This window comes from Kitasatospora cineracea, assembly GCF_003751605.1.
Taxonomy (GTDB): domain Bacteria; phylum Actinomycetota; class Actinomycetes; order Streptomycetales; family Streptomycetaceae; genus Kitasatospora; species Kitasatospora cineracea.
Genome location: NZ_RJVJ01000001.1, coordinates 432,939 through 459,335 on the forward strand (window position 1 = coordinate 432,939; position 26,397 = coordinate 459,335).

Annotated in this window: 31 protein-coding genes; 15 read left to right on the plus strand and 16 right to left on the minus strand. The window is 73.1% G+C overall.

The window, feature by feature from the left end:
• Positions 1 to 9: 9 nt before the first annotated feature.
• The gene (locus EDD39_RS01860; RefSeq protein WP_244256569.1) at positions 10 to 654 is read right to left on the minus strand and encodes a suppressor of fused domain protein; all 645 of its coding nucleotides are present in this window, start codon (positions 652 to 654) and stop codon (positions 10 to 12) included.
• A 437-nt stretch (positions 655 to 1,091) separates the two neighbouring features.
• On the opposite strand from EDD39_RS01860, the gene corA reads away from it, so the two are divergent.
• Positions 1,092 to 2,207 carry a magnesium/cobalt transporter CorA gene (gene corA, locus EDD39_RS01865; protein ID WP_123553062.1) on the plus strand — a complete coding sequence of 372 codons (1,116 nt, stop codon included), beginning with the start codon at positions 1,092 to 1,094 and terminating at the stop codon, positions 2,205 to 2,207.
• 60 nt (positions 2,208 to 2,267) lie between these two features.
• Here the strand turns inward: corA and EDD39_RS01870 are convergent, their stop codons facing one another.
• On the minus strand, positions 2,268 to 3,188 hold the full coding sequence (locus EDD39_RS01870; RefSeq protein ID WP_123553063.1) for a DMT family transporter: 921 nt from the start codon (positions 3,186 to 3,188) through the stop codon (positions 2,268 to 2,270).
• Between the two features lie 119 nt (positions 3,189 to 3,307).
• Here EDD39_RS01870 and EDD39_RS01875 point away from each other — a divergent pair, with 119 nt between their 5' ends.
• From EDD39_RS01875 to EDD39_RS01890, 4 genes are all read left to right on the plus strand, one after another.
• Positions 3,308 to 3,841 carry a pyridoxamine 5'-phosphate oxidase family protein gene (locus EDD39_RS01875; RefSeq protein ID WP_123553064.1) on the plus strand — a complete coding sequence of 178 codons (534 nt, stop codon included), beginning with the start codon at positions 3,308 to 3,310 and terminating at the stop codon, positions 3,839 to 3,841.
• Positions 3,842 to 3,978: 137 nt separating this feature from the next.
• Positions 3,979 to 5,265: a magnesium transporter MgtE N-terminal domain-containing protein gene (locus EDD39_RS01880; protein ID WP_123553065.1), complete on the plus strand. Its 1,287-nt coding sequence runs from the start codon at positions 3,979 to 3,981 to the stop codon at positions 5,263 to 5,265.
• Positions 5,266 to 5,344: 79 nt separating this feature from the next.
• Positions 5,345 to 5,908 carry a DUF1003 domain-containing protein gene (locus EDD39_RS01885; RefSeq protein ID WP_244257081.1) on the plus strand — a complete coding sequence of 188 codons (564 nt, stop codon included), beginning with the start codon at positions 5,345 to 5,347 and terminating at the stop codon, positions 5,906 to 5,908.
• Between the two features lie 56 nt (positions 5,909 to 5,964).
• Positions 5,965 to 7,125 (plus strand): Mrp/NBP35 family ATP-binding protein, encoded by a 1,161-nt coding sequence (locus tag EDD39_RS01890; protein ID WP_123553066.1) that lies wholly within the window; start codon positions 5,965 to 5,967, stop codon positions 7,123 to 7,125.
• A 151-nt stretch (positions 7,126 to 7,276) separates the two neighbouring features.
• Here EDD39_RS01890 and EDD39_RS39210 read toward each other — a convergent pair whose 3' ends face one another.
• From EDD39_RS39210 to EDD39_RS01905, 4 genes are all read right to left on the minus strand, one after another.
• The gene (locus tag EDD39_RS39210; protein ID WP_162869916.1) at positions 7,277 to 7,432 is read right to left on the minus strand and encodes a hypothetical protein; all 156 of its coding nucleotides are present in this window, start codon (positions 7,430 to 7,432) and stop codon (positions 7,277 to 7,279) included.
• The gene (locus EDD39_RS01895; RefSeq protein WP_123553067.1) at positions 7,413 to 7,988 is read right to left on the minus strand and encodes a hypothetical protein; all 576 of its coding nucleotides are present in this window, start codon (positions 7,986 to 7,988) and stop codon (positions 7,413 to 7,415) included. Before EDD39_RS01895 ends, EDD39_RS39210 begins: the two co-directional genes overlap by 20 nt.
• Before the next feature lie 528 nt (positions 7,989 to 8,516).
• The gene (locus EDD39_RS01900) at positions 8,517 to 9,200 is read right to left on the minus strand and encodes an HAD family hydrolase (protein ID WP_123553068.1); all 684 of its coding nucleotides are present in this window, start codon (positions 9,198 to 9,200) and stop codon (positions 8,517 to 8,519) included.
• Positions 9,190 to 10,056: a winged helix-turn-helix domain-containing protein gene (locus EDD39_RS01905; protein ID WP_123553069.1), complete on the minus strand. Its 867-nt coding sequence runs from the start codon at positions 10,054 to 10,056 to the stop codon at positions 9,190 to 9,192. The genes EDD39_RS01900 and EDD39_RS01905 overlap by 11 nt, the downstream gene beginning before the upstream one ends.
• 253 nt (positions 10,057 to 10,309) lie before the next feature.
• On the opposite strand from EDD39_RS01905, the gene EDD39_RS01910 reads away from it, so the two are divergent.
• From EDD39_RS01910 to EDD39_RS01930, 5 genes are read left to right on the plus strand one after another with little or no spacing between them, the layout of a single operon-like run.
• Positions 10,310 to 10,612 carry a hypothetical protein gene (locus EDD39_RS01910; protein ID WP_123553070.1) on the plus strand — a complete coding sequence of 101 codons (303 nt, stop codon included), beginning with the start codon at positions 10,310 to 10,312 and terminating at the stop codon, positions 10,610 to 10,612.
• A complete protein-coding gene (locus EDD39_RS01915) occupies positions 10,609 to 10,827 on the plus strand; it encodes a hypothetical protein (RefSeq protein ID WP_123553071.1) in 219 nt (72 codons plus the stop codon). The genes EDD39_RS01910 and EDD39_RS01915 overlap by 4 nt, the downstream gene beginning before the upstream one ends.
• Entirely contained in the window at positions 10,824 to 12,245 is a 1,422-nt protein-coding gene (gene repSA / locus EDD39_RS01920; RefSeq protein WP_123553072.1) for a replication initiator protein RepSA, read from the plus strand. The genes EDD39_RS01915 and repSA overlap by 4 nt, the downstream gene beginning before the upstream one ends.
• Positions 12,236 to 12,439, plus strand: a complete 204-nt coding sequence (locus tag EDD39_RS01925) for a helix-turn-helix transcriptional regulator (RefSeq protein ID WP_123553073.1) — start codon at positions 12,236 to 12,238, stop codon at positions 12,437 to 12,439. The genes repSA and EDD39_RS01925 overlap by 10 nt, the downstream gene beginning before the upstream one ends.
• Positions 12,439 to 13,674 (plus strand): tyrosine-type recombinase/integrase, encoded by a 1,236-nt coding sequence (locus EDD39_RS01930; RefSeq protein ID WP_123553074.1) that lies wholly within the window; start codon positions 12,439 to 12,441, stop codon positions 13,672 to 13,674. The genes EDD39_RS01925 and EDD39_RS01930 overlap by 1 nt, the downstream gene beginning before the upstream one ends.
• Positions 13,675 to 13,784: 110 nt before the next feature.
• Here EDD39_RS01930 and EDD39_RS01935 read toward each other — a convergent pair whose 3' ends face one another.
• The 5 genes from EDD39_RS01935 to sigE form a co-directional block, all read right to left on the minus strand.
• Positions 13,785 to 14,597 (minus strand): integrase, encoded by an 813-nt coding sequence (locus EDD39_RS01935; protein ID WP_123553075.1) that lies wholly within the window; start codon positions 14,595 to 14,597, stop codon positions 13,785 to 13,787.
• Between the two features lie 22 nt (positions 14,598 to 14,619).
• Entirely contained in the window at positions 14,620 to 15,309 is a 690-nt protein-coding gene (locus tag EDD39_RS40190) for a hypothetical protein (protein WP_107066530.1), read from the minus strand.
• Positions 15,310 to 15,478: 169 nt separating this feature from the next.
• On the minus strand, positions 15,479 to 15,892 hold the full coding sequence (locus EDD39_RS01945) for a sec-independent translocase (protein WP_123553076.1): 414 nt from the start codon (positions 15,890 to 15,892) through the stop codon (positions 15,479 to 15,481).
• Positions 15,877 to 16,893 carry a zf-HC2 domain-containing protein gene (locus EDD39_RS01950; RefSeq protein WP_123553077.1) on the minus strand — a complete coding sequence of 339 codons (1,017 nt, stop codon included), beginning with the start codon at positions 16,891 to 16,893 and terminating at the stop codon, positions 15,877 to 15,879. Before EDD39_RS01950 ends, EDD39_RS01945 begins: the two co-directional genes overlap by 16 nt.
• On the minus strand, positions 16,890 to 17,711 hold the full coding sequence (gene sigE, locus EDD39_RS01955) for an RNA polymerase sigma factor SigE (RefSeq protein WP_123553078.1): 822 nt from the start codon (positions 17,709 to 17,711) through the stop codon (positions 16,890 to 16,892). The genes EDD39_RS01950 and sigE overlap by 4 nt, the downstream gene beginning before the upstream one ends.
• A gap of 133 nt (positions 17,712 to 17,844) precedes the next feature.
• On the opposite strand from sigE, the gene EDD39_RS01960 reads away from it, so the two are divergent.
• Entirely contained in the window at positions 17,845 to 18,519 is a 675-nt protein-coding gene (locus tag EDD39_RS01960; RefSeq protein ID WP_369794946.1) for an O-methyltransferase, read from the plus strand.
• A 108-nt stretch (positions 18,520 to 18,627) separates the two neighbouring features.
• On the opposite strand, the gene EDD39_RS01965 is transcribed toward EDD39_RS01960, so the two are convergent.
• Complete coding sequence (locus EDD39_RS01965) at positions 18,628 to 18,795, minus strand: DUF3117 domain-containing protein (RefSeq protein ID WP_014137929.1); 168 nt, start codon at positions 18,793 to 18,795, stop codon at positions 18,628 to 18,630.
• A 292-nt stretch (positions 18,796 to 19,087) separates the two neighbouring features.
• Between EDD39_RS01965 and EDD39_RS01970 the strand changes: the two genes are divergently transcribed.
• Entirely contained in the window at positions 19,088 to 19,888 is an 801-nt protein-coding gene (locus EDD39_RS01970) for an enoyl-CoA hydratase/isomerase family protein (RefSeq protein ID WP_123553079.1), read from the plus strand.
• A 105-nt stretch (positions 19,889 to 19,993) separates the two neighbouring features.
• Here EDD39_RS01970 and EDD39_RS01975 read toward each other — a convergent pair whose 3' ends face one another.
• Positions 19,994 to 20,563, minus strand: coding sequence for a DNA-3-methyladenine glycosylase I (locus tag EDD39_RS01975; protein WP_123553080.1), 570 nt, complete (start codon positions 20,561 to 20,563; stop codon positions 19,994 to 19,996).
• Positions 20,560 to 21,057: a DivIVA domain-containing protein gene (locus tag EDD39_RS01980; RefSeq protein WP_162869917.1), complete on the minus strand. Its 498-nt coding sequence runs from the start codon at positions 21,055 to 21,057 to the stop codon at positions 20,560 to 20,562. Before EDD39_RS01980 ends, EDD39_RS01975 begins: the two co-directional genes overlap by 4 nt.
• A gap of 183 nt (positions 21,058 to 21,240) precedes the next feature.
• Here EDD39_RS01980 and folP point away from each other — a divergent pair, with 183 nt between their 5' ends.
• Positions 21,241 to 22,053 (plus strand): dihydropteroate synthase, encoded by an 813-nt coding sequence (gene folP / locus EDD39_RS01985; RefSeq protein WP_051816906.1) that lies wholly within the window; start codon positions 21,241 to 21,243, stop codon positions 22,051 to 22,053.
• A gap of 39 nt (positions 22,054 to 22,092) precedes the next feature.
• On the opposite strand, the gene EDD39_RS01990 is transcribed toward folP, so the two are convergent.
• On the minus strand, positions 22,093 to 22,875 hold the full coding sequence (locus EDD39_RS01990; protein WP_123553081.1) for an LOG family protein: 783 nt from the start codon (positions 22,873 to 22,875) through the stop codon (positions 22,093 to 22,095).
• Between the two features lie 134 nt (positions 22,876 to 23,009).
• On the minus strand, positions 23,010 to 24,083 hold the full coding sequence (dapE, locus tag EDD39_RS01995) for a succinyl-diaminopimelate desuccinylase (protein WP_123553082.1): 1,074 nt from the start codon (positions 24,081 to 24,083) through the stop codon (positions 23,010 to 23,012).
• Positions 24,084 to 24,275: 192 nt separating this feature from the next.
• Here dapE and EDD39_RS02000 point away from each other — a divergent pair, with 192 nt between their 5' ends.
• Positions 24,276 to 25,271, plus strand: a complete 996-nt coding sequence (locus EDD39_RS02000; RefSeq protein ID WP_244256570.1) for a VldE C-terminal domain-containing protein — start codon at positions 24,276 to 24,278, stop codon at positions 25,269 to 25,271.
• Between the two features lie 344 nt (positions 25,272 to 25,615).
• Positions 25,616 to 26,338: a hypothetical protein gene (locus tag EDD39_RS42630; RefSeq protein ID WP_425269631.1), complete on the plus strand. Its 723-nt coding sequence runs from the start codon at positions 25,616 to 25,618 to the stop codon at positions 26,336 to 26,338.
• Positions 26,339 to 26,397: the final 59 nt, after the last annotated feature.

Below are 26,397 nucleotides of genomic sequence, written 5' to 3' on the forward strand. Positions count from 1 at the left end.
GGCGGGCGGTCAGTCCAGCGGGACGCCGCGGCGGGCCGGGTCGCGCAGGTCGGTGCCGTGCCCCAGCCAGCGCTCCTGGAGGGCCTCGGCGCCCTGGACGCGCTTGAAGGCGGCCTCGTTGGGGGTCATCGGCAGCAGCGGCAGGAAGCGCACCGGGTCGGCGGGCTCGGGGAGTTCGAGGTCCTCGACCAGGCCGCCGGGCTCGGCGGCCAGCACCGAGGTGAACGGGGCGCCGGTCCACAGCGGGGAGCCCAGGTCGAGCGAGCCGCCGGGGGCCACCACCAGGCCCTCGACCTGCGGGCTGGCGGCGAACACCGCGAGCGCCTTGTGCGCCTCGTCGCGGCCGCCGCGGACGGTCAGCACCAGTTCGGCGCGCGGGCCGCGCACCGGGTCGACGACCGCGGAGGTCGGGTCGGCCATCGGGGCGGCCGCCATGCCGAGCGTCGCGTACCGGACCAGGCCGTCGGCGTCGGGGCCGAACCGCAGCACCTCGATCCGGTCCGCGCCGACGAAGGTGACGGCGGCCCGGCCGGTGGGTTCGCCGAAGGTGCCGGTCAGCCGGGCCTCGACCAGGGTGAGGACGGTCTGCCGGGTCGGGCCCGAGTCGCCGCCCGGTTGCGAGAAGTCGCCGAAGTGAGGGAAGTCGTGCGCCATGCCGCGACCTTAGCGCGGGCACGCCCGACCGAACCTTGGCGCGAGCTTTACCCGGCGGACCGGGAACTCCGGGGCACGGCGCCGGGAAGAGCTGTTAATGTGAGCGGTCGGCCTTGTGGATGCGAACCAGGGCCGCGACGGCCCCCGCGCGGGCCCCGGCGTGGAGGAGGTGGTCACGGTGGACAGCAGTCGACCATGCAGTACCGGAAGCTCTCTCCGGCCCACCCCGGCCCGCCGTCAGCGCGGCTGACCGGGACCCACCGCAGCGTCGCGCGCGGCCGAGAGAGCACCTTCCCCGGGGCTGATCCGACGAAACCCGCCCAGCGAACGGCTTTCTGACACTTCCTCAGCCCTGGCGTGTCCACCGGTGTTTTCCGCCGTCGTGTTCCCCCGGTACGCCCCGGGGCGCGCCGGTCCGGCCCTAGGGAGCCCGCGCCATGTCGATGATCAACAACCTGCGCGCCGCCGTCGTCCGTCCGGCCCGCCGCCGGGTCGGCGACGCGTTCGAGTCGAAGCCCGGCGACACCCCGTCCGCCGTGGTGGACTGCGCCGTCTACCAGCAGGGCAAGCGCACGGGCGAGACGTGCAGCCCGCGCGAGGCGGCCCGGCAGGTGAGGGCGGCGCACCAGACGGGGCCCGGCTCGTTCAGCTGGATCGGGCTGCACGAGCCCACCGAGGCCGAGTTCGAGGGCATCGCGCAGCGCTTCGGCCTGCACCCGCTGGCCGTCGAGGACGCGGTGCACGCGCACCAGCGCCCGAAGGTCGAGCGGTACGACGGCATGCTGTTCGCGGTCTTCAAGACCGTCCGCTACGTCGAGCACGAGCAGCTCACCCCGACCAGCGAGGTGGTCGAGACCGGCGAGCTGATGGTCTTCGCCGGCCAGGACTTCGTGATCACCGTCCGGCACGGCGCGCACTCCTCGCTGCGCGCCCTGCGGCACCGCCTGGAGGCCGACGCCGAGGGCACCGGCCTGCTCGCCAAGGGCCCGGCCGCCGTGCTGCACGCCATCGCCGACCACGTGGTGGACAACTACCTGCTGGTCGCCGAGCGGCTGCAGAACGACGTCGACGAGATCGAGTACGACGTGTTCGCCAACAAGGGCGGCCGCGGCGCGGACGTCGGCCGGGTCTACCAACTCAAGCGCGAGGTGCTGGAGTTCAAGCGCGCCGTGACCCCGCTGCTGCGGCCGATGCAGCAGCTGTCCGAGCCCACCGCGCGGCTGGTCGACCTCGACATGCAGAAGTACTTCCGGGACGTCGCCGACCACCTGGCCCGGGTCAGCGAGCAGGTGCACGGCTTCGACGAGCTGCTCAACTCGCTGCTGCAGGCCAACCTGGCGCAGGTCTCGGTCGCCCAGAACGAGGACATGCGCAAGATCACCGCCTGGGCCGCGATCTTCGCCGTGCCGACCATGATCACCGGCGTGTACGGGATGAACTTCGACAACATGCCCGAGCTGAAGTGGACGTACGGCTACCCGAGCGTGCTCGGCGCGATCGCGCTGATCTGCGTCGGCATGTACCGGGGCTTCCGCCGCAACGGCTGGCTGTGACCGGCCCGGCGGGGAGCCCGGGCGGGCGGGGCGCGCGCCGGGCCCGGGGCGGGCGGGGCGTCAGCGGCGCTCCGCCCGGGCCACCAGCACCAGGCCCAGCAGGATCAGCCCCACCGCCGGGTAGGCCGCGGCCGGCGGCCACTGGCCCAGCCACACCGCGGCGATCAGCGCCGCGCCCGGGGTCTCCAGCAGGATCGCCGTCGAGGTGATCGACGGGCCCAGGGTGCGCACCACCCGGTTGCTCAGCGAGTGCCCGAGCAGCTGCGCCGCCACCATCAGCAGGAAGATCTGCCACCACGCGCCCGCCGACCAGCCGCCCATCCGGACGCCGGTCAGCAGGCAGAGGGCCAGCAGCACGAGGGCGCAGGTCGCGTAGCAGACCAGGGTGTACGCGGTGGTCGACACGGTGCGCCGCACCTCCGCGCCCAGCAGCATGTACCCGGCCGCCGCCGCGCCCGCCGCCAGCGCCAGGCCGTCGCCCAGCAGGGCCCGCGTCGAGACCGCCAGGTCGACGCCGGTCAGCACCAGCACACCCGCGAACGCCAGGCCCGTGCCCAGCCACACCAGCCGCGGCGCCCGCACCCCGAACAGCCGCATCAGCAGGATCGTCCACAGCGGGGTGGTGGTCACCAGCGCGGTCGCCGAGGCCACCGAGGTCATCCGCAGGCTGGGCATCCACAGCGCGAAGTGCAGCGCCAGCAGCACGCCCGCCGCCACCGCCAGCAGCAGCGCCCGCCGCGGGATGCCGCGCAGCTCGGCCCGGTGCCGCCACAGCGCGTACGGGCCGAGCACCGCCACCGACATGCCGTTGCGCCAGAACGCGATCGCCAGCGCGGGCGCGGCCGTCGCGCTGATCAGCGGCGCGGACAGCGAGATGCCCGCGATCGACACCGCCAGCAGCAGCAGGTCGGTGCGCGGCAGGTGCCGTCGTTCCCCGAGCGCCGGGGGTGCGGCGGGGGCGGTGGTGCTGACGGCGGTCACGGCGCTCCTTCGGGCAGTGGGGTGGACGGCCTATACGGTAAGGGCTGTCCGGCAGTTACGGCACTGTCGTCCGGGGGATGGGACCGGCCGCGGACACCCCAGGCCGTACGCTGTGCGGCATGGAGCGTACGACGACCGCGAGCCCGACGGACTTCCTCGACCGGGCCCTGGTGGAGGAAGCCGCCAAGAAGTCCGGCCTGCTCTGGGTCCGGGCCGCCGGCCAGCCGCACGCCCGCCCGCTCTGGCACGCCTGGCACGACGGCGCGATCGTCGTGGTCGGCGACGGCTCCGAGCAGCCCCTGCACGGGCTCGCCGCCGGCTCCTCCGCCACGGTCACGCTGCGCAGCAAGGACAAGTGGGGCAGGCTGGCCGCCCTCACCGCCGCCGTCACCCGCCTCGAACCCGGCACCCCCGCCTGGGACGGCGCCGTCGAGGAGCTCAAGGGCAAGCGCCTCAACGCCCCCGACACCGACACCATCGGCGAGCGCTGGGCCCGCGAGTGCCACGTCCTGCGCCTCACCCCCGCCGACGGCCCGCTCGCCCCGCTCCCCGACGACGCCCTCGCCGCCGCGCCCCTGCCCACCGCCGCGACCACCCGGCAGCCGGCCCCGGCGGGGCTGCCCAGGCTGCTCCTCAAGAAGCGCAAGCGCTGACGCCGACGCGGCGCCGGGGCGCCGTCCCGCGTCCCCCGCCCTGCGGCTTCGCGCCCACCTGCTCGTGCCGACGCGTCACCCTCCCCCGCTGCGGCTAGATTTGGGGGGTTGTGTCCGTTTCCCGGAGGGAGTCTCGTATGGCGGGGCCTGGCGGGCGGGTCTTCATCTCCCACCTCTCCGGGGTCGCGGTGTTCGACCCGAACGGGGACCAGGTGGGCCGGGTCCGGGACGTCGTGGTCTCGCTGCGGCTGGGCGGGCGCCCGCCGCGGGTGCTCGGGCTGGTGGTGGAGGTGATCGGGCGGCGGCGGATCTTCCTGCCGATGACCAGGGTGACCAGCCTGGAGTCCGGCCAGGTGCTGTCCACCGGGCTGCTGAACATGCGCCGGTTCGAACAGCGCCCGTCCGAGACGCTGGTGCTGGCCGAACTGCTGGACCGCACCGTGACCCGGACCAAGACCGCCGCCGAGGTGACCGTCCTGGACGTGGCGATGGTGCAGACCCGGCTGCGCGAGTGGGAGATCGACAAGGTGTTCGTGCAGGTCGGACGCCCGAGCCGGCTCCGGAAGGCGAAGGGCGAGCAACTGCTGCTCGACTGGTCGGCGGTGACCGGGTTCTCGCTGACCGAGGAGGGCCAGGGCGCGGCCAACCTGCTGGCCACCTTCGAACAGCTCCGGCCGGCCGACCTGGCCAACGTCATGCACCACCTGTCGGCGAAGCGCCGGGCCGAGGTCGCCGCGGCCCTCGACGACGACCGGCTGGCCGACGTCCTGGAGGAGCTGCCGGAGGACGACCAGGTGGAGATCATCGGCAAGCTCCAGGAGGAACGCGCCGCCGACATCCTGGAGACCATGGACCCGGACGACGCCGCCGACCTGCTCTCCGAACTGCCGGAGGCCGACGCCGAACGCCTGCTGCGGCTGATGGAACCGGCCGAGGCCGAGGAGATGCGCCGCCTGCTCTCCTACGAGGAGGACACCGCGGGCGGGCTGATGACCACCGAGCCGATCGTGCTGGAGCCGGACGCCTCGGTCGCCGAGGCGCTGGCCCGGGTCCGGGTCGCCGACACCAAGCCGGCGCTGGCCGCCCAGGTGTACGTGTGCCGCCCGCCGAACGAGACCCCGACCGGGACGTACCTGGGCACCGTGCACTTCCAGCGGCTGCTGCGCGAACCCCCGTACACCCTGGTCGGCTCGCTGGTCGACGACGACCTGGACCCGCTGCCGCCGAACACCCCGCTGCCGCTCATCACCTCCTACCTGGCCACGTACAACCTGGTGGCGGCGCCGGTGGTGGACGAGGACGACCACCTGCTGGGCGCCGTCACGGTGGACGACGTGCTGGACCACCTGCTGCCCGAGGACTGGCGCGAGGGCACCGCGCACGGCATCGGAACGGAGACGGACGAGGTGCACAGTGGACGGTGACCGCAAGCGGCGCGACGAGAACGGCACCCCGGGCCAGCGGATCCAGGGCGAGCTGCGCGAACTGCGGCAGCTGCGCGAACTGCGGACCCGGGAGCAGCGCGGCCGCCGCGAGGAGCGGCCCGCGGCCGGCGGCCCGCGCTCCCGGCTGGACCAGCCGCGCACCGGCCGCCCCGGGCTGATCCGGCTGCCGGCCTGGGACCCGGAGGCGTTCGGCAAACTCTCCGAGCGGATCGCGCGCTTCCTGGGCACCGGGCGGTTCATCGTCTGGATGACGGTGGTGATCATCGTCTGGGTGGTGTGGAACACCCTGCTGCCGACGGCCGTCCACTTCGACGGCTACCCGTTCATCTTCCTCACCCTGGTGCTCTCCCTGCAGGCCTCGTACGCGGCCCCGCTGATCCTGCTCGCGCAGAACCGCCAGGACGACCGGGACCGGGTCAACATGGAGCAGGACCGGGCCCGCAGCGACCGCAACATCGCCGACACCGAGTACCTGACCCGCGAGGTCGCGGCGCTGCGCCAGGGGCTCGGCGAGGTCGCCACCCGCGCCTTCATCAGCTCCGAACTGGGCGGCGTCCGCGCCGAACTGCAGGCCCTGCTCAAGGAACTGGACGACCGCCGGGAGTCCGCCGACACGTTGTGACCGGCGGCACGCCCGCAGCGAGTGGGACGCGAGGTGCCGCGCCGTACCATCAACACATGGCCAACGAGACAGAGGTGGCGGCCGGGGTGACGGAGCAGTCCGTCCAGGAAGCCCTGGCGACCGTCCACGACCCGGAGATCAACCGTCCGATCACCGAGATCGGCATGGTGAAATCCGTCGAGATCGGCGACGGCGGTGCGGTGAAGGTCGCGGTGTACCTCACCGTCTCCGGCTGTCCGATGCGCGAGACGATCACCCAGCGGGTCACCGACGCGGTCTCCGCGGTGCCGGGGGTCTCCTCCGTCTCCGTCGAGCTCGACGTGATGAGCGAGGAGCAGCGCCGCGAGCTGTCGCAGCTGCTGCGCGGCGGCGCCCCCGAGCGGGAGATCCCGTTCGCCAAGCCCGGCACCCTGACCCGGGTGTACGCGGTGGCCTCCGGCAAGGGCGGCGTCGGCAAGTCCTCGGTGACGGTCAACCTGGCGGCGGCGCTGGCCGCGGACGGGCTGAAGGTCGCCGTGGTGGACGCCGACATCTACGGCCACAGCGTGCCCCGGATGCTGGGCGTCGAGGGCCGGCCGACCCAGGTCCAGGACATGATCATGCCGCCGTCGGCGAACGGCGTGAAGGTCATCTCGATCGGCATGTTCACCCCGGGCAACGCCCCGGTGGTGTGGCGCGGCCCGATGCTGCACCGCGCCCTCCAGCAGTTCCTCGCCGACGTCTACTGGGGCGACCTCGACGTCCTCCTCCTCGACCTGCCGCCCGGTACCGGCGACATCGCCATCTCGGTCGCGCAGCTCGTCCCGAACGCCGAGATCCTGATCGTCACCACCCCGCAGATGGCCGCCGCCGAGGTCGCCGAGCGGGCCGGCACCATCGCGCTGCAGACCCACCAGAAGATCGTCGGCGTCATCGAGAACATGTCGGGCATGCCCTGCCCGCACTGCGACGAGATGATCGACGTGTTCGGCACCGGCGGCGGCCAGACCGTCGCCGACGCCCTCACCCGCAGCGTCGGCGCCACCGTCCCCGTCCTCGGCTCCATCCCGATCGACGTCCGCCTCCGCGAGGGCGGCGACGACGGCCGCCCGGTCGTCCTCTCCAACCCCGAGTCCCCCGCCGGCGCCGCCCTGCGCACCATCGCCGGCAAGCTCTCCGGCCGCCAGCGCGGCCTCTCGGGCCTCTCGCTGGGCCTGACCCCGAAGAACAAGTTCTGATCGTCCACCCTGCCGACCAGCGGCCGGAGACCCCTCCGGCTCGCTGACCAGCAGGAACGCCGTCACCAGTTGTCAATGTTGGTTGGCGCTGGTCGACCTCACACGGCCCAGAGGCGGCCCGGGAAGACTCCCCGGGCCGCCTCTGAACGCGTCACTTGTCGACGCCTGCCGCCACCGATCCAGCAGCCGCATCGACTTCCTCTGTGGCGGCGGTCGGGGCGCTGAGGCGCCGTATGCCCTTCAGCGCCTTCGCGAGCCGCTTTTTGTCTGCTCGAATCTCGTACTGGTCACCCGTGAGGCTGTCCACCAAGCGAGGGTCCGGCCGTGGCGCTCGCCGTACTGGTTGGCTTCGGCGTTTGAGTTGGCCCATGGTGTCCTCCTGACTTCTCCACGGTACCCGCAATCATTAGGGCAACCGCGACTCCAAGCACGACGAGCGCCGTCCTTAGCAACCTGCTCTTGCGCCGCAACCTCACCCGGTTGCCATCAAGCAGCATCGCCCTCGTGTCGAACGTAACGTCGCGAACCGTGTCTTCCTCATCGTTCGCGTAGTAGTCGCGAAGCGCTTCAGCATCGAGCGTCGCTGCAGCCGACATGAACAGCGAGGCGACGATGATAAGACCGCCAAAGGCACCCACCCACTGCGCGGCTTGTTGAAGCCCGTTGGCATCGGACGTGTCCTTGACGACGCCCACGATGATCCCGACAAGGACGAGCAGGATGCCCGCCTTCGTGTCGGTCCCGTCCGCACGCTTCTCTTGGAGATCAATCTCCCTGTCAAGCTCTTCCCTGAAGAACTCTCGCGGCTGCCAGTCGTCTGATGGCCGACCTCGACGGCGGCCTAACCACGCGAGAGCGGTCACGGTCGTGATCCACGGGGCATACCGAAGAACTCGGCCAACTCCATGACGGGCCCGCCAAGCCTGATTCGGCGAGATCCTCATGTGCTTCAAGCTAGGCCAGGATCGAAACTGCTGCTCGGCGGCAGTAGACGTCAGCGGGTGGTGGAGCGGTTTTGGCCGGTGTCCTGTCTGGTCTGGGTCCGAGCATGATCGGGGGGCCGTAAGCTGCTGCGACTCGGTCAGGGCTCTTTGGGCCTGACCGCAATTTGGCCGAGTGGCCCCCCGGTCTTGCTCGGTGCGGGTCCCGGTCCTGGCAGGTGGGTAAAACCGTGGAGCCGCCCGCCCCCAGCCCCGGCGGGGTTCTGGGCTCCGCCCTCCTCTGCCGTCCGTCCGCCGGCGCGGCCGGGGCGCCGCCGGAGCGGGGCGAAGACAGGAGCGTCGGCGAGCGGCCAGGGCCGCGCGCTGGCGCGCTGTGCGCGCCTTGATGAAGTAGCGAAACTCGTAACAGCTCCCCTACTGCACCCTCCTTGATCTCCTCCCGCCGTAGGGCTACGGGCGCAAGGCTGATGCGATCTCGTCCATGCCGTCGACGATGCAGTCGGCACCCGCCTCCACGAAGGCTTGACGCTTGCGGGGCTTGTTCGCGTAGCCGACCACGATGGTCCCTGCCGCGTGGGCCGCCTGAATGTCGGTCAGGGAGTCGCCGATCATGGCGCACTCTGAGACTTGGAGCCCTAGAAGATCCGCAGCCTTGTGCAGGGAGAACGGCTCCGGCTTCATCAGGTCCGGCTGCCCGCTGGGTCGACCAACGATGTGGTCCACGTAGTGCCCGATGGCCTGGCGCTCCAAGAACGCGTGGACGCACTCCGCCGAGTTGTTGCTCACGACCGCCACTCGACGGCCGACGGCACGCGCCTCCCGAAGCGACTGGACTGCACCTGGCGTGGGGTCACCTGCCACAGCCACCGCGGCTACTTCGGCGGCCATGAGGGCGCGTTCAATCTCCGCACCGAGCTGCGGGCCAGCCTTGTAGGCCACGCTCATCACAACGAGTGGGTCGTCTGTCGCCTCAACATCGACTCTCGCCGAAGGTAGGCACGACGCGACCAACTCTTTGAGTTCGTGGGCAACTTGGGGCGCCGGCAGGCCAGCGAAGACGTCGCAGACGGGGCCATCGAAGTCAAAGAGCAGCCCCGGAAGGGCCATCGCTCGGGCCAGCTCGTTACTGGGCATCGAGATCAAACTCCCTTGCGATGGTCTCCCAAACGCTTTCGAACCACATGCGGGCTTGCTCGACCTGCTGCGTTCCGCCGGATGAGTCGCCGTCGTTCAGCGAGTGGTGGAACAGCACCGTGTCTTTCCCCACAAGGTCGTAGATCTCGATCGCTTCGCCCTGAGCCATGACCTTGTTGGGCTTGATCGGGTAGTACCCGAAGAACGCGTCCGCCTGGTTGATCACATACAGCTTGAAGAACTGGGTGCCGCTGTGGACTCGCACGTCGACCCGGGTCTCCGGGACTAGCCCCAGGTGGCTCAGCTCGGCCACGGAGTCACGGATGCTCCGCGCATAGCCGATCATGATGTTGCGCATCCGCTCGCGGAGCCTGGGGTCGTCAGCGCAGTCTTCTCGCCGGACGGGGGCAGCCTGCGGCACCGACATGTCAGGTACGAGTATCCGGATCACGATGCTCGCCGGAGTCAGCCTGCCGACGCGGATCTTGTCCAACGGCTCCTGGAGAGCGCCGTGCAGCGTCTCACTTGAGAATCCCGCGAAGTCGATCGTGACGTTCTGACTCGCGAACGCCTGCTCGACGTACGGCCGCAGCCCCGCCGGCCGCTCGGTGCGGTTCCGGACGAACACGCCGCTTCCCTTGCGGGAGACCACCAAGCCTTCATCTTCGAGGTCTCGCAGAGCGCGCTGAATCGTCGCGCGGGCGAAGCCGAACAGCTCCGTCAGCTCCTTGTGCGACGGCAGCCTCTCCCCCGGCGCGAGCCTCCTCGTTCGGATGGCTGCGCCAAGGCTGCTTGCCACCTGCTCGTAGGGCGGTCGGTCGTCGTCGGGGTCAAGGGGCTCTGGGGCGAAGGGCATGCCTCAACGATAGGGGCCGAAGCTCACATATGGACAGCCAAGCTAGTCAGGATGTTGACGTGGCTAGCCATGTTCTCTACCTTGGAGACGTGGCCAGCCTGGCTAGCCAGGATGACCATCTGCATCTAGGCGTCTTTCTCGAATGAGAGACGGATTGCCGATCAAGCCGCCAAGCACGTGAAACAGGGGACGGCGCTCATGCCGCCAAGCCGACGCGCCGTCCCCTTCGCCCCTCTTTCAAGGGAGCTCCATCATGCCTGCTTCGCTCTCCCTGGTCTCCGAATCGTGCCCGGCCTGCTTCGGAACGCTGCGGGTCGCCGACCCCGACGGCGCGCTGTCTGGCACGGTCGGCCTGCTGGTGCCGTGCGACTGCGTGGGCCACCTGTACGGACAGGACGGCCGGTGCCCGTGCCACATCGCGGTGTGGGGCGAGAACGACGGCCACACCGGCTGGGTGCCGATCCCGCTGGAGGAGTTCGAGGACGACGGCCCGTTCTTCCGCCCCTGCGCCGTCCACGCCCCGACCCTGCTGCCCGTGCTGGCGGTGGCGGCATGAGCGCCCTGCTGTCCTGGTCCGAGCTGGACGAACCCCGCCGCGACCGCTGCCCCCGCTGCTCGACCCGCGTCCCGGCCTGGCGCTGGGTGCGCGCCGACGGACTGAGGGTCCTCACCCACGACGGCACCACCCTCTGCCCCGCCGACCCGACCTTCGGCACCCTCACCGGCCCCGAACTGGCCCCCACGGCAAGCCCGTTGGTGGTAGCCGCGTGACCCCCACCCGCGCTCTCCCGGACGGGGCGGACCGGCTCGCTGTCGCGGACCTGGCCCGCCTCGCTTCCCGGGGCGACCTGCCTAAGCTCGCCGAACAGCTCCGTCGCACCGGCGGCTGCGCCAACCCGATCCACCTCAAGGGCTTCCGCACCCTCACCCACGCCCCCACCGGCGCGGTGTGGCACCGCTACTCCACCGACCACGAACCCGGCCACCGGTTGAAGGTCGCGTGCGGCAACCGCCGCGCCTCCCGCTGCCCGGCCTGCGCCCGCACCTACTCCGCCGACACCTTCCACCTGATCCGCGCCGGACTCGCCGGAGACGACTCCAAGGGCGTCCCGGACACCGTGCGCACCCACCCCCGCGTCTTCGCCACCCTCACCGCTCCCAGCTTCGGCCCCGTGCACAACCGGCCGGACAAGGGCGTCTGCCGCTGCGGCTTCGCCCACCCGGCCGCCTCGCCGCTGCTGGGCACTCCGCTGGACCCCGAGACCTACGAGTACGGGCACGCGGTGCTGTGGAACAACCACGCCCCCGACCTGTGGCGGCGCTTCACCGTCTACCTGTTCCGCACCCTGGCGAAGATGGCCGGACTGACCCAACGCGACTTCCGGGAGCGGGCCAAGGTCTCCTTCGGCAAGGTCGCCGAGTACCAGCGACGCGGGGCCGTCCACTTCCATGCCGTGATCCGCCTCGACGGACCCGACGGCGCCGAGACGCCCCCGCCCTCCTGGGCCACCGTCGCGCTCCTGGACGACGCGATCCGCGCCGCCGCCCGCCGCGCCGGCGTCCCCGTCGCCGCCGCCGGAGACCAACCCGCCCGCATTCTCAAGTGGGGCACCCAGGTGGACGTCCGCCCCATCGGGGCCTTCGCCACCGGGGAGATCTCGGAGCGGGCCGTCGCCTCCTACGTCGCCAAGTACGCCACCAAGAGCGCCGAAACCACCGAGACCGTGGACCGCCGCATCCTGGAACGCCACGAACTCGACCGGCACCAACTCCCACCCCACACAAGGAAGTTGATAGAAAGCTGCTGGGACCTGGACCGCCACTACCCGGACCGGCTGCTGGCGCACTGGTCGCACATGCTCGGCTTCCGGGGGCACTTCTCGTCCAAGTCCCCTACCTACTCGACCACTCTCGGTGCCCTGCGCCAGGTCCGCGCCGACTACCGCGCCGAACAGGCCCGCACCGACCTCCGCGAACGCCTCCTCGCCCAGGGACTCCCGGACCTGGAGGACCTGCCCGAAGCCGAAACCCTGATCGTCGCCCACTGGGCCTTCGCCGGAGCGGGCAACTCCCCGGGCGAGTCGATGCTCGCCGCCTCGATCGCCCGGGACCTGAACGAACGCCGCACCACCGACCGACAGGAGCTGCACGCGCAACTCGCGCGAGAGGAGAACGACGCATGGCTGTGAGGGGGGCACTGCCCGACCGCTACCTGACCCCGGTCGACCTGGCCGCGCTGCTGGGCATCCCGGTGGAGACCGTCTACCAGTGGCGGCGCAAGCGCACCGGCCCGCCCGGCTTCCGCGTCGGCCGGCACTTGCGCTACGACCCCGCCAAGGTGCACGCCTGGATCGAGACCCTCACCGAGGGGGTGGCTGCCTGATGGCCGGGCACATCCAGGACCGCTGGTTCAAGACCGAGCCCGGCCCCGACGGCAAGCCGAAGAAGACCAAGACCGACCGGCACGGCACCGGCATGCGCTACCGCGCCCGCTACGTCGCCCCCGACGGCACCGAGAAGTCCAAGAGCTTCCCCGACCGCCAGAAGCGCCGCGCGGAAGACTGGCTGACCCAGATCGAAGCCGACATGGCACGCGGCCAGTACATCGACCCGAACGCGGGCCGAGTCACGGTGAAGCAGTTCGCCGAAACGTGGTTGGCCTCTCTGACCATGGACCCGCAGTCGTACGTCAGCACCGAGCAGCGCATCCGCCTGCACGTCGTACCGCACCTCGGCGTCCGGCCGCTGGCCTCGCTGCGGCCGTCCGACATTCGCGAGTGGCTGGTGAAGCTCAACGGCCTGGGCCTGTCGGCGGCGACTCAGCGGGTGGTGTTCGCGAACCTGGGCACGATGCTGACGGCAGCGGTCGAGGACCGATTGATCCCGGTGAACCCGTGCCGCTCCTCATCCGTCCGGGCCCCGAAGCTCGACGCCCGCCGGATCGCTCCGTGGCTCCTCGGTCAGGTCCTGGCCGTACGGGCCGGGCTGTCGGAACCGCACCGGCCGATGGTCGACCTGGCCGGCGGATGCGGCCTGCGCCAGGGAGAGGTGTTCGGCCTGGCCGTCGACGCGGTGGACTTCACCGAAGGCACCGTTCAGGTGGTCCGGCAGATTCGTCTCATCCGGAACCGGCCGGTGTTCTCGCTGCCCAAGGGCGGCAAGACCCGAACCGTCCCCCTCCCGGGGACCGTCGCCCGCAGCCTCCGGGAGCACATCGCCGCGCATCCGCCGGTGAGCATCACCCTGCCGTGGCGGGACGTGGACGGCCCTCAGGTCACTGCCTCGCTGCTGTTCCTCGACTCTCGGGGGCGCCACCTGAACCGCAACGACTTCAACCGCTCGTCGTGGCGGCCCGCCCTCGCTGCGGCTGGCATCGCCGCCGGCCGGGAGAACGGCATGCACGCCCTCCGGCACTTCTACGCCTCGGTGCTGCTCGACGCCGGGGAGAGCATCAAGGCCCTGAGTGACTACCTCGGACACCACGACCCCGGCTTCACGCTTCGCACCTACACGCACCTGATGCCGAGCAGCGAGAAGCGGACCAAGGAAGCCGTCGACCGCGCCTTCGGCGGCCCCGGACCGGCTGACGGCCCCACGACGGCCCACCGGCCCGAGTGACGCCCCATCACCACAGGTCAGCGGCTATTCGGCCTGACTTGAACAAGTTCTGACGGTCCTTCCGGCCGCGACCGGCTCCGGGCGAGTGCCCCGGGGCCGGTTCCGGCGTTTCAGGGGCGGAGCAGGGCGGCGGTGGCGTCGTCGTGGGTCTTGGTGCGGGGCCAGCGGGTGTGGTGGGGGTCGGTGCGTTCCAGGGCGCGGGTGTGGTCGATGAGGGATTGCGGGCCGGTGTCCCGGAGGAGGGCGAGGAGGCCGGGCCAGTCGGTGGTGGCGAAGTCGTCGACGGGGCGGGCGGCGCCGTCGGTGAGCAGGGCGGCGCCGTGCAGGGCGGCCCAGGGGGCGGTGCCGGTGAGGGCGTGCAGGGCGGCGGCGGGGTCGGGGCCGGCCACCCAGTAGCCGTCGGGGGTGTTCATGGCCTCGCGTTGGGCGGCGGTGAGGAGGGTGCGGCGGTCGGGGGCGGGGAGGCCGTCGAGGCGGTCGGCGAGGTCGCGGAGTTGACGGTCCGTCACCTCGCCGACCCGGTGGTCGGAGACGGCGCGCGGGCCGTCGGGGAGGTCGAGCAGGACGGTGGAGTCGGCGAGCACCAGCCACTGCGCGTCGTCGCCGTTGCGGCGGAGCAGGGCGACGGCGGCGGTGGGGGTCATGGGGTGGGCGAGGTCGCAGCCGGGGCCGTGGCGGCGGGCGGTGGCGGCGAGGGCGTCGGCCAGGCAGTCCGGCAGGGGGCGGTCGCCGTCCGGGGTGCGGTGGAGCAGTTCGGCGCCGAGGGTGCGGACGAACCAGGGCACGCCGTGCGCGCAGCCGGTCGCGGTGTCGTCGGGCAGGCCCGCGCCGTCGAGGACCAGGACGGTGTCGGGGCCGGCCAGGACGAGGTCCTCGTTCGGGCGGTCGGGGTGGCCGGGGGCGGTGGCGAAGGAGATCTGCACGGGTGGTCGGCTCCGCCCGGCCTCAGCGGCCGTCGTAGCTGCCCAGGTCGGTGACGGCGGTGAAGCCGACGCCGTACGCGGAGACCGAGCGGCCGTAGGCGCCGATCAGCACGCCGGGGGCCTCGCCGGCCAGTACCCAGCCGTGTTCGGACTCGCGGTAGCGGAAGGGCTGCGGGAGGCCGTTGACCGGGAGGGTGAGCGAGGTCCAGGCGGGGCCGTCGAGGTCGTCGGCCAGGTCCCAGGCGAGGGCGGACTGCTGGTCGAGCCAGTTCTGCCGCAGGGTGCGGTCGAGGTTGCCGGGCCAGGTCGCGGCGAGCAGGCCGGAGCCGGCCAGCCAGGCGGCGGAGGAGGCGGAGGTCGCTTCGAGGGTGCCGGTGTTGTCGGCGCTGCGGCGCACCTCGCGGCGGGCGACGGTGACCACCACGGCGAACCGGCGGGTGTCGCGGGGTTCGGGGCCGCGGGCGGGTTCGTCGCCGTGGCCGAGGGTGCCGTAGTCGGGGGCGCCGGTGTCGGCGCCGCGCTGGCCGGTGCCGACCTGGCCGAGCCAGCGGCGGCCGGTCCAGCCCTCGTCGAGCCCGTACCAGGGGAAGTCGGCGGCGTGGTAGCCGGCCAGCGGGTCGGTGGCGCGGCGGGCGGCGGCGGCAGTGCCTCCGGTACGGTGCGTGGCGTCCACTGCGGGCCTCTCCTCAGCTGTGCTCCCCGGGCGTCCCATGGTCGCGCACCCGGGCCCTCCCGTCCGGGGAACCGGGCCGGTGCGCGGCCCGGCGTGACGGAGCCCACGGGTCCGCCGTCCGGGGAGGGTAGTGACACCCTAGCGGCGCGGACGACGATGCCCCGCCTTGCCGGAGCAGGACGGGGCGTCGCGGGGAGGAGGGGTGCCCTCAGGTGGCGTCGGGGTCGAACGGGGGGCGCTCGCCGGCGGCCAGGGCCGGGCCGGGGCTGGCGCTCTTGCTGAAGTCGACCGAGGCGGTGGGCGTCGGGGCGGGGTCGCCGTTCAGCGCGGACTTGAGGTCGACGCTGTCCTTGAGGTCCTTGAGGCCCAGCGGGTCGTCGCCGTTGCCGAGCAGCTGCTTGCGGACGAAGGTCTTCGGGTTGAGGTCCTCGAAGTCGAAGTTCTGGAACTCCGGCCCGAGTTCGCTCCGGATGTCCTCCTTCGCGCTGTCCGCGAAGGAGCGGATCTTGCGGATGAAGCCCATCGTGTCCTGGATCAGCTTGGGGAGCTTGTCCGGGCCGAAGATCACGATGGCCATGACGACGATCGTCACGACCTCCAGTCCGCCTATGTCTCCGAACACCTGAACTCCCAGCACCCGACAACGCTGAACCAAGGGTAAACGCGGTCGGCCGCTCCCCCGGTCCCCGGAGGATGAAACCGTGGTAAAGACCACCCGGGTGACCGGCGTCGACGGCGTGCCGGTGAAGGCAGGCTAGCGCAGGAGCTGGCGCGGGTCACCGGTGGGCGTGGGCGGACTGAGCTGGTACCGGGGCGCGCAGCGGGTACTCGTCGACCTGCTGCGGGGGGTTGACCGGCTGCTGGGCGTTGACCGGGACGATCGAGCCGCCGACCGGGGGTGACGCTGCTGGGCTGCCGGCTCGGGCTCTGCCCGGCGGTGACGCCGCCGACCCCGCCGAGGGTGACCGCGGCGACCGAGAACGCCCCGGCGGCGGCGAACACCAGCCGGCGCCCGCGCGCGGGCGGCCGGGAGACCGGCAGCTCGCCGAGGCCGGCGGCCAGCGGGCGGACGTCCGCGTCCGGTTCGCGGCGCGGCAGGGCGGACGGGCGGGCGCCGAACAGGCCGGCCCGCGGGTCGATCCCGGGTATCGGGGCGTCCGCGCCGAGCGCGCCGCCGCCGAAGCCCGATCCGCGGCCGAACGAGCCGCCGGTGAGCCGGCTGGCGCCGAACACGCCGCCGGGGCCCGGCGGGCCGTCCTGGCCGGGCTCGTCCTCGGGCAGCGCGGCGACGGCCAGCAGCCGGGCCATCAGGGCCGAGGACGGGCCGGGCGGGGCGGACTCGCTCAGCGCGCGCTTGACCGACCGGGCCTGCTCGGCCTCGGCCAGGCAGTCCGGGCAGGTCGCCAGGTGGGCCTGGACCCGCTCGCGGGCGTCGTGGCCCAACTCGCCGTCCAGGTACCCGGACAGCCGGTCGCCCAGGTGGTGCTCCTCGGCGGCCGGTTCGACCGGACGGACCGCCAGCGGACGCAGCTCGGGCCCCGCCGCCGCCTGCTCGGCGCGGCGCAGCGGCGCCCAGCGCGGGCGGCCGGTGGTGTCCGCGCGCTCGGGGGCGCGATCGCTCATGACCCCCTCCGGTCGCTGACGGCCTGTTCGGCGCCGACCGGCACGGGCTCGGCGGAACCGCCCCGGCGCGAACGGCCCGCGGCGGCGTTCGGCGCCCGGTGCTTGAGGGCCGCGCGCAGGTGCGAGCGGCCGCGGTGGATCCGGCTGCGGACGGTGCCGAGCTTCACCCCGAGGGTGGCGGCGATCTCCTCGTAGGAGAGGCCCTCGATGTCGCAGAGCACCACGGCGGCCCGGAACTCCGGGGCGAGGGTGTCCAGCGCCTGCTGGACGTCCGCGTCGAAGTGGGTGTCGCTGAAGTGCTGGGCGGGGCTGGGCTCGCGGCTGGCCAGGCGCTCCGCCGCGTCCTCGGCGAGGGCGTCGAAGCGGATCCGCTGGCGGCGGCGGACCATGTCCAGGAACAGGTTGGTGGTGATCCGGTGCAGCCAGCCCTCGAAGGTGCCGGGGGTGTACGTGGACAGCGAGCGGAACACCCGGACGAAGACCTCCTGGGTGAGGTCCTCGGCGTCGTGCTGGTTGCCCGTCAGCCGGTAGGCCAGGCGGTAGACCCGGGCGCTGTGCGCCTCGACGATCTCTTCCCAGCTGGGCGGCGTCCAGCTCTGCGCGTCGGGCCCCTCCGCGAAGGACGCGAGCGTGCCGGCGGCCCCGGCCACCGAGTCGTCGGCTGCGGTCGACTTGTCCAGGGGGGATTGCACAGACTGGTTCATCACGGGCTTCGGCGTACGGATCGACGTGAGGCCGCGGGGGTGCCGCTGCACAGGGACGTCGCCCTCGGCCACACCTCCTCGGTCGGCTCTTCTGCCCAGCAGAGCCACCACCATATCCACCTCACCCGTCAAGCCCGGATAAGAGCCGTCGAACAGCGACCGCCCCGGACGGTCCGGCCGCCCGTAGCAGTTCAACGGCCAGCCGTCGAACGCGGTTCCCGGGCGGCCAGTAGTCTGTCGCTGGAATTTGTCGACTTGGGTCGGCACCGGCGCTCCGGAAGAGGCAGCCATCACCGAGTTCGGGCCCCAGCGAGCGGCCCTCGCCGACACCTACGTCGGCGAGGACGCGGTGCTGACCTACGCCCGGGCCCAGTCGGCCCGCACCGGCATACGCGCGATCGGCCCCAGCGGCGGCGCCGCGCTGCGGCTGCTGGCCGCCGCGCTGGACGCCAAGGCGGTGGTCGAGATCGGCACCGGCACCGGCGTCTCCGGCGTCTACCTGCTGCGCGGCATGCGCCCCGACGGGGTGCTCACCACCGTCGACGCCGAGCCGGTCCGCCAGCAGTACGCCCGCGAGGCGTACCGGGCCGCCGGGTTCGCCGGCAACCGGGCCCGCTGCATCCCCGGCCGGGCCCGGGACGTGCTGCCCCGGCTCGCCGACGGCCAGTACGACCTGGTGTTCTGCGACGGCGACCCGGCCGACTCCGGCTTCCACCTCACCGAGGCGGTGCGGCTGCTGCGGCCGCGCGGCGTGGTCTGCTTCGAGGGCGTCTTCCAGGAGGGCCGGCTCGCCGAGCCGGAGGCCGACGACCCGCAGACCCGGGCCGTGCGCGACCTGGTCGCCGACATCCGGGAGAGCGACACCCTGCTGCCCGCCCTGCTCCCGGTCTCGGACGGGCTGCTCTGCGCCGTCAAGCGCTGACCGTCCGGGGCCGGACACGCGGGACGGGCCCGGCCCCCCGCAGCGGGGAGCCGGGCCCGTCGAGCACCTCGCCGATCGCCGGGGAGGTGCGGGGTCACCACCTGCAGATCAGCCGCAGGCCTTCTTGAGGGCCTCGCCCAGAGCGTCCGCCTCGTCCGGCGTCAGCTCCACCACCAGGCGCCCGCCCCCTTCGAGCGGAACTCGCATGATGATGCCCCGCCCCTCTTTGGTGACCTCCAGCGGGCCGTCACCCGTCCGCGGCTTCATGGCCGCCATGCTCGTTCCCCTTCCTGCAACCGTTCAGGTACGCACCGGACAGTCCGTCCACCGCCGGTATCGAACGCATTGATCGGAAGCCATTATCCCGCATGCAACCGCTGGATGACCAACATCACTCTCTGCGCCAACCCTCGCCAACCAGCAGAAAAGCGCTGATTACCTGCCGAAAGCCGCATCGCGCCGCACTCCGACACGCCCTCCGGAGGTGCGGCACCTCACACTCCCCCGCCCGGCCGCGAACCGGCATGCTGGCCCACGACAGCCACCGCGACCCGGGGAGCCCTCACCCATGTCCGACACCGTCCGCTACGAGCGCGACGGCGCCCTCGCCGTCCTCACCATCGACCGCGCCGCCGCCATGAACGCCCTCGACGTCCCCACCAAGATCGCCCTCCGGGACGCCGTCACCACCGCCGCCACCGACCCCGACGTCCGGGCCGTGCTGCTCACCGGCGCCGGAGACAAGGCCTTCTGCGTCGGCCAGGACCTCAAGGAGCACGTCGGCCTGCTCCAGCGCCAGCGCGAGACCGGCGAGGGCGCGCTGCGCACCGTCGGCGAGCACTACAACCCGCTGGTCCGCGCCCTGGCCGGGATGCGCAAGCCCACCGTCGCCGCCGTCAACGGCATCGCCGCCGGCGCCGGGGCCTCGCTCGCCTTCGCCTGCGACTTCCGGCTGCTCGCCGACACCGCGGGCTTCAACACCTCATTCGCGGGCGTCGCCCTCACCGCCGACTCCGGCGCCTCCTGGACCCTCCCCCGGCTGGTCGGCCACGCGAGGGCCACCGAGCTCCTGATGCTGCCCCGCACCGTCCGCGCCGACGAGGCCCTCACCCTCGGCCTCGCCACCCGCGTCCTCCCGGCCGCCGAACTCGCCGCCGCCGCGCGCGAGTTCGCCCTCACCTTGGCAGGCGGCCCCACCGTCGCCTACGGCGCGATCAAGGCCTCCCTCGCCTACGGCGCCTCGCGCTCCCTCGACGAACTCCTCGACAAGGAGGACGAACTCCAGACCCTCGCCGGCAACAGCGCGGACCACGCCATCGCCGTCGACGCCTTCCTCGCCAAGGAGAAGCCCGCCTTCACCGGCCGCTAGCCCGCCCCGGGCGCCTGCTCCCCCGCCCCGTCAGGGGCGCGGGGGACTGCGCGCGGCGGAAGGGGCAGGCGGACAAGGTCCACGGGCGGCCGGGCGGCCGCTGGGCTACCGGGCGTGGCAGTCGGCGAGGTGGTCGTTCACCAGTCCGCAGGCCTGCATCAGCGCGTACGCGGTGGTCGGCCCGACGAAGCGGAAGCCGGCCCGTTTGAGGTCCTTCGCCAGCGCCGTCGACCCGGGGGTCACCGCGGGCACGTCCGCGAGGGTGCGGGGGGCGGGGCGGGCGGGGTCGCCGGCGTGGCTCCAGACCAGGGTGTCGAGTTCGCCGCCGGCCAGCGCCCGGGCCGCCTTCGCGTTGGCCACGGTGGCCAGGATCTTGGCGCGGTTGCGGATGATCCCGGTGTCGGCGAGCAGCCGTTCGACGTCGGTGTCGTCGAACTCGGCGACCGCCGCCGGGTCGAAGCCCCGGAAGGCCGTCCGGAAGCCCTCGCGGCGGCGCAGGATGGTGATCCAGGACAGCCCGGACTGGAACGCCTCCAGGGTGATCCGTTCGAACAGGGCCCGGTCGCCGTGGACCGGGCGGCCCCATTCGGTGTCGTGGTAGGCCCGGTAGTCCTCGGCCGAGTCCCCCCAGCCGCAGCGCCGCAGCCCGTCGGCCCCGAGGACCGCACCGGTCACGCCCGGTCGCCCTTCCGCTCGGCGGCGGCCGGGCCCGCCGCGGTGTCCTCGTCCGCGACCAGGTCGGTGGCCTCGGTGACGCCGCCCTCCGCGTCCGCGGTGACCTCGCCGGTCGCCGGGCCCTGCGGCGCCTTCTCCAGGACGGCGGTGAAGGACTCCAGCCCGGGCAGCGGTTCGCCGGTCGCGCCCTCGGTGGCGGCCACCGAGCCGCGGACCGCGCCGACGGCCTCGAGTTCGGCGATCCGCGCGTCGCGGAGGGAGAGTTCGGCGCCGAGGCGGTCGAGCAGGTCGTCGACCTCGTCCATCCGGTAGCCGCGCAGGGCCATCGGGAGGCGGAGTTCGTCGACGTCGGTGCGGTTGAGCGCGCGGTCCTGCGGGAGGCGCACGGCGAGCCGGTCGTGCTCGGCCTCGGGCAGCGTTCCGCCACCGCCGAGCGCCACCACTGCGGCGCCGCCGACCACCAGGGCCATCGCGATCACGATCACCACGAACACGAGCTGTCCTCCGTCAGTTCCCGGCAGTTCCCGGTCGGCTTCGGCCCGCCCGCGAGGGCTACGGTGGGATCATGGTCCCTGTACAGGCCGGGGCCCATCATTGCACCCGGGAGCGCTGAGGAGGAGACACCGGTGGCACTACGCCTCGGCACGCGGGAGTTCGGCCCGGACGAGCTGGTCGTCATGGCGATCGTGAACCGCACCCCGGACTCGTTCTTCGACCGGGGGGCGACCTTCGCGGACGAGGCGGCGTTCGCGGCCGCGGACCGGGCGGTGGCCGAGGGCGCGGCGATCCTGGACATCGGCGGGGTGAAGGCCGGTCCGGGCGAAGAGGTCACGGTGGAGGAGGAGTTGCGCCGCACGGTGCCGTTCGTGGCGGAGCTGCGCAAGCGCCACCCGGACGCGGTGATCAGCGTGGACACCTGGCGGCACGAGGTCGGCGAGGCGGTCTGCGAGGTCGGCGCGGACCTGCTGAACGACGCCTGGGGCGGCTTCGACCCGAAGCTGGCCGAGGTCGCGGCCCGGTACGGCGCGGGCCTGGTGTGCACGCACGCGGGCGGCGCCGAGCCGCGCACCCGTCCGCACCGGGTGGGGTACGAGGACGTGATGGCGGACATCCTGGCGGTGACCGTCGGCCTGGCCGAGCGGGCGCTCGAACTGGGCGTGCGGCGCGACGGGTTGATCATCGACCCGGGGCACGACTTCGGGAAGAACACCCGGCACTCGCTGGAGGCGACCCGGCGGCTGCCGGAGATGACCGCGACCGGCTTCCCGGTGCTGGTCTCGCTCTCCAACAAGGACTTCGTCGGCGAGACCCTGGACAAGCCGGTGGACGAGCGGCTGCTCGGCACCCTGGCCACCACGGCGGTCTCGGCCTGGCTGGGCGCGCAGGTCTACCGGGTGCACCAGGTCGCCGAGACCCGCCAGGTGCTGGACATGGTGGCCTCGATCCGCGGCACCCGCCCCCCGGCGGCGGCCCGCCGGGGGCTGGCCTGACGGCCCGTCGCCGCGGGCCGCGGCGGCCCGTCGCCCCCGCTACGCGGGGGTGCCCTTCGGGCCGCGCGCGGCGTCCAGGATCTTCAGCACCTCGGTCACGTCGTCGGTGACGTGGAACAGTTCGAGGTCGGCCGGGTTGGCCTTGCCCTGGGCGACCAGGGTGGAGGTGAGCCACTCCACCAGCCCGCCCCAGTAGGCGCTGCCGAACAGGATGACCGGGAACCGGGTGACCTTCTTCGTCTGCACCAGGGTGAGCGCCTCGAACAGCTCGTCCAGGGTGCCGAGCCCGCCGGGGAGGACCACGAAGCCCTGGGCGTACTTCACGAACATCGTCTTGCGGACGAAGAAGTAGCGGAAGTTCAGGCCCAGGTCGACGTACTCGTTCAGGCCCTGCTCGAACGGCAGCTCGATGCCCAGGCCGACGCTCAGCCCGCCGGCCTCGGTGGCGCCCTTGTTGGCGGCCTCCATCGCGCCGGGGCCGCCGCCGGTGATCACCGCGTAGCCGGCCTCGGCCAGGGCCCGGCCGATCTCCACCCCGGCCTCGTACTCGGGCGAGCCGACCGGCGTCCGGGCCGAACCGAACACGCTGATGGCGGTGGGGAGTTCGGCGAGCGCGCCGAAGCCCTCGACGAATTCCGAGGTGATCCGCAGCACCCGCCACGGGTCGGTGTGCAACCAGTCGGACGGCCCGGTGGTGTCCAGCAGCCGCTGGTCCGTCGTACTCGTCTCGACCTGGTCGCGCCGCAGCAGCACGGGGCCCTTGCGCTTCTCGGGCCACGGCTTCTTCTGCCGGCGGACGGGTTCATCTCCGTTGGCTGTCATGACGAAACCCTACGCCTGACGAGGCGCGATCCGAGGTAAATAACAGCCGTCGCCCAGGCGGGAGTCGGGCGAACCCCGCCCGGCTCCACCGGCCCTCCGGCCCGGCCGGAGGGCCCGCCGGAGGCCCCGCCGCGCTACGCGGTGAGCCAGTCCCGCAGCCGCTGCTCGACCTCGGCGATCGCGCTGAGCGAGCAGTGCTCCTCGCGCTTGTGGGCCAGGTTCGGGTCGCCGGGGCCGTAGTTGACGGCGGGGACGCCGTGCGCGGAGAACCGGGCCACGTCGGTCCAGCCGAACTTGGCCCGGGGCTCGCCGCCGACGGCGGCCAGGAAGTCCCGCGCGGCGGGCAGGCCGAGGCCGGGCAGCGCGGCGGGCGAGGCGTCCACGACCTCCAGCTGGTAGCCCTCGAAGACCGACCGCAGGTGCTCCTCGGCCTGCTCCAGGGTGCGGTCGGGGGCGAACCGGAAGGCGACGTGGATCCGGCACTCGTCGGGGATGACGTTCCCGGCGACGCCGCCGTCGATCCGGGTCGCGTTCAGGCCCTCGCGGTACTCCAGGCCGTCGATCGCGACCCGGCGCGGCCGGTACTCGGCGAGCCGGCGCAGCACCTCGGCGGCCTTGTGGATGGCGTTGTCGCCGAGCCAGCTGCGGGCGGCGTGGGCCCGGACGCCGGTGAGCGTGATGTCGGCGCGCAGGCTGCCCTGGCAGCCGCCCTCGACGACGGCGCCGCTGGGCTCCATCAGGACGGCGAAGTCCCCGGCCAGCCAGTCGGGGTGGACGGCGAACAGGTGGCCGAGGCCGTTGCGGTCGGCCTCCACCTCCTCGCAGTCGTAGAAGACGTAGCTGACGTCCCGGTTGGCCGCGGTGAGGGTGGCGGCGAGCCGCAGCTGCACGGCGACGCCGGACTTCATGTCGGAGGTGCCGCAGCCGTAGAGCAGGTCGCCCTCGACGTGCGAGGGCACGTTGTCGGCGATCGGCACGGTGTCCAGGTGCCCGGCGAGCACCACCCGCTCGTCCCGGCCGAAGTGGGTGCGGGCCACCACGTTGTTGCCGTACCGGTCGACGGTGAGGTGCGGGAAGGCCCGGAGCGCGGTCTCGACGGCGTCCGCGAGGGCGGTCTCCTCGCCGCTGACGGACGGGAAGTCGACGAGGCGGGCGGTCAGGGCGCCGCCGTCGAGGGTCAGGTCGAGGGGCTCGTTCGGGCTGCTCATGGCGGCCACCCTATCGATACGGCACGGCCGCATCGGTAAGGTTGCCGGTCCTGTCCGCCGCCGCCGGCCCCGCCGCGGGCGGCCGCGCAACCGCGCGGACCCGTACGGCCGTCCGAGCGGTTACGGTGTCCGCGAACAGCGCGCGCCGGGCCGGGACCGCTGCGACCGCACCACCAGGGAAGGGGGCCACCCGTGGCCGAGGACGCCGACTACGACGCGCAGGACGCCGACTACGACCCGGCGGACGCCGCGTACGAGGCGCCGCGCCGGCGGCCGTGGCGGCGGGTGCTGGTCGGGGTGCTGGCGCTGGCGGTGGTCGGCGGCCTGATCGTGTGGCTGAACCGGGACAAGATCTCGCCCCCGGACGAGGGCTGCACCGTCACCACCGCGGCCGGCTCGGGGACGCTGGAGCTCACGGCGGCGGCGAACGCGGCCACCATCACGGCGGTGGCGATGTCCCGCGGCCTGCCGGAGCGGGCGGTGACCATCTCGCTGGCGACGGCCATCCAGGAGTCGAAGCTGCGCAACCTGGAGGGCGGCGACCGGGACTCGGTGGGCCTGTTCCAGCAGCGCCCCTCGCAGGGCTGGGGCACCGTCGAGCAGATCATGAACCCGGTGTACGCGACCAACAAGTTCCTGGACGCGCTGGTGAAGGTGAACGGGTACGCGCAGATGCCGCTGACCGACGCCGCCCAGCAGGTGCAGCGCAGCGGCTACCCGCAGGCGTACGCCAAGCACGAGAACGACGCGACGCTGCTGTCCTCGGTGCTGACCGGCCGCGAGCCGGCCTCGCTGGACTGCGTGGTGCACTCGCTGCCCGAGTCGAACCCGACCGACCCGGCCGAGCAGGCGCCGACGGCGGCGAACCTCTCGGAGCGGGTGCGCCGGGAGTTCGGCAAGGCGGTGTCGGTGGCGGGCGCCCAGAAGGCGGCCAAGGACCCGCGCGAGGTGCTGGCGTTCACCCCGCAGCCGACCGCGAGCACGGCGGGCGCCGGCGGGCCCGGGCAGACCGGCTGGGCGCTGGCGCACTGGTCGGTGGCGCAGGCCGCCCAGCTGGGCATCGGCCAGGTCGCGTACGACGGCAAGGTGTGGCGGGTGGACCGGCCCGGGCAGGGCTGGAAGCCGCTGGCGGACGCGCCCTCGGACCGGGTGCTGGTGACGCTGGGCGAACCGGTCAAGAAGAAGTGACGCCCCGGCGGTGCGTTGACGCACTGGTGCGCGGGTGACCGCCCAGCGGGTGATTCGCGTCAACTCCCGCTGACGGCGCGGCGGTCGGCCGGGGGTCCGCGGGCCGGTGCGCCGCCGTCCGCCGCAGGGCGCGGCCCGCAAGGGAAGTGACGGTTCTGCACGGTCCGCCGCCCGGGCGGTCCGCCCGTCGGGCCCGAAAAAGGATCGTCCGATCTTTGCCAACCCTTGACCTTGACCGGCCGAAACCTTCCCGGTGCTCTTGCGGTCATACACGTCGCCCGCCGAACGGGCCGGCCCCGCGCCGACCGCCCGGCGGACCGTCGACCTCACTTCTTAGGAGCACCATGTCCCTCCCCCTCACGCGCCGGATCGCCCAGGCCGCGCTGCTCGTCGCCGCCACCGCGGCGCCGTTCGCGGCCGCGGGCGCCGCCTCCGCCACCGAGGTGGTGCCGCAGACCGACCTGGGCGCCGGCGTGACCAAGCTGGCCGACGTCCCCAACTCGGGTGACACGGTGCAGGGGGCCACCCACGAGCTGGGCCACGTGGTCGGCACCACCGGCGCCGCGACCCTGGCGGCGGGCGGCCCGGCGGCCGCCGACGCGGCGGGCAGCACCGTCGCGCACAACCTGCCGTCCACCGACGACGCGCTGGGCAAGCTCGGCCCGGTCGGCAAGGCCGGGCAGCTGACCGGCTCGCTCGACACGCTCACCGGCAAGGTCGCCCCGGCGGTCGAGGAGAAGGTCGGCCCGGCGGTCACCGACAAGGTCGTCCCGGCCGGCCAGAAGGCCGCCGCCAGCCCGCTGGCCACCGTGACCAAGGCGCTGCCCGCCGACAAGCTCACCCAGAGCCTGCCGGCCGCCGACAAGCTCGGCCCGGTCACCGGCGCCGTCCAGTCGCTGCCGGTCGGGGGCGCCGTCGCGGGCCTGACCGAGCACGAGTCCGCCAACCGCCTGGGCGGCGTGCCCTCGCTGGGCGGCGGCAGCCCGCTGGGCGGCCTGACCGGCGCGCTGGGCCCGGTCGGCGGCCTGCTCGGCGGCGTGGGCGGCGGCGGCCTGCCGATCGGCTGACCCCCGGCGCCCGGCGCGGCGCACGACGCACGACGACGGGAGGGGCGGAGCCGGCCGGC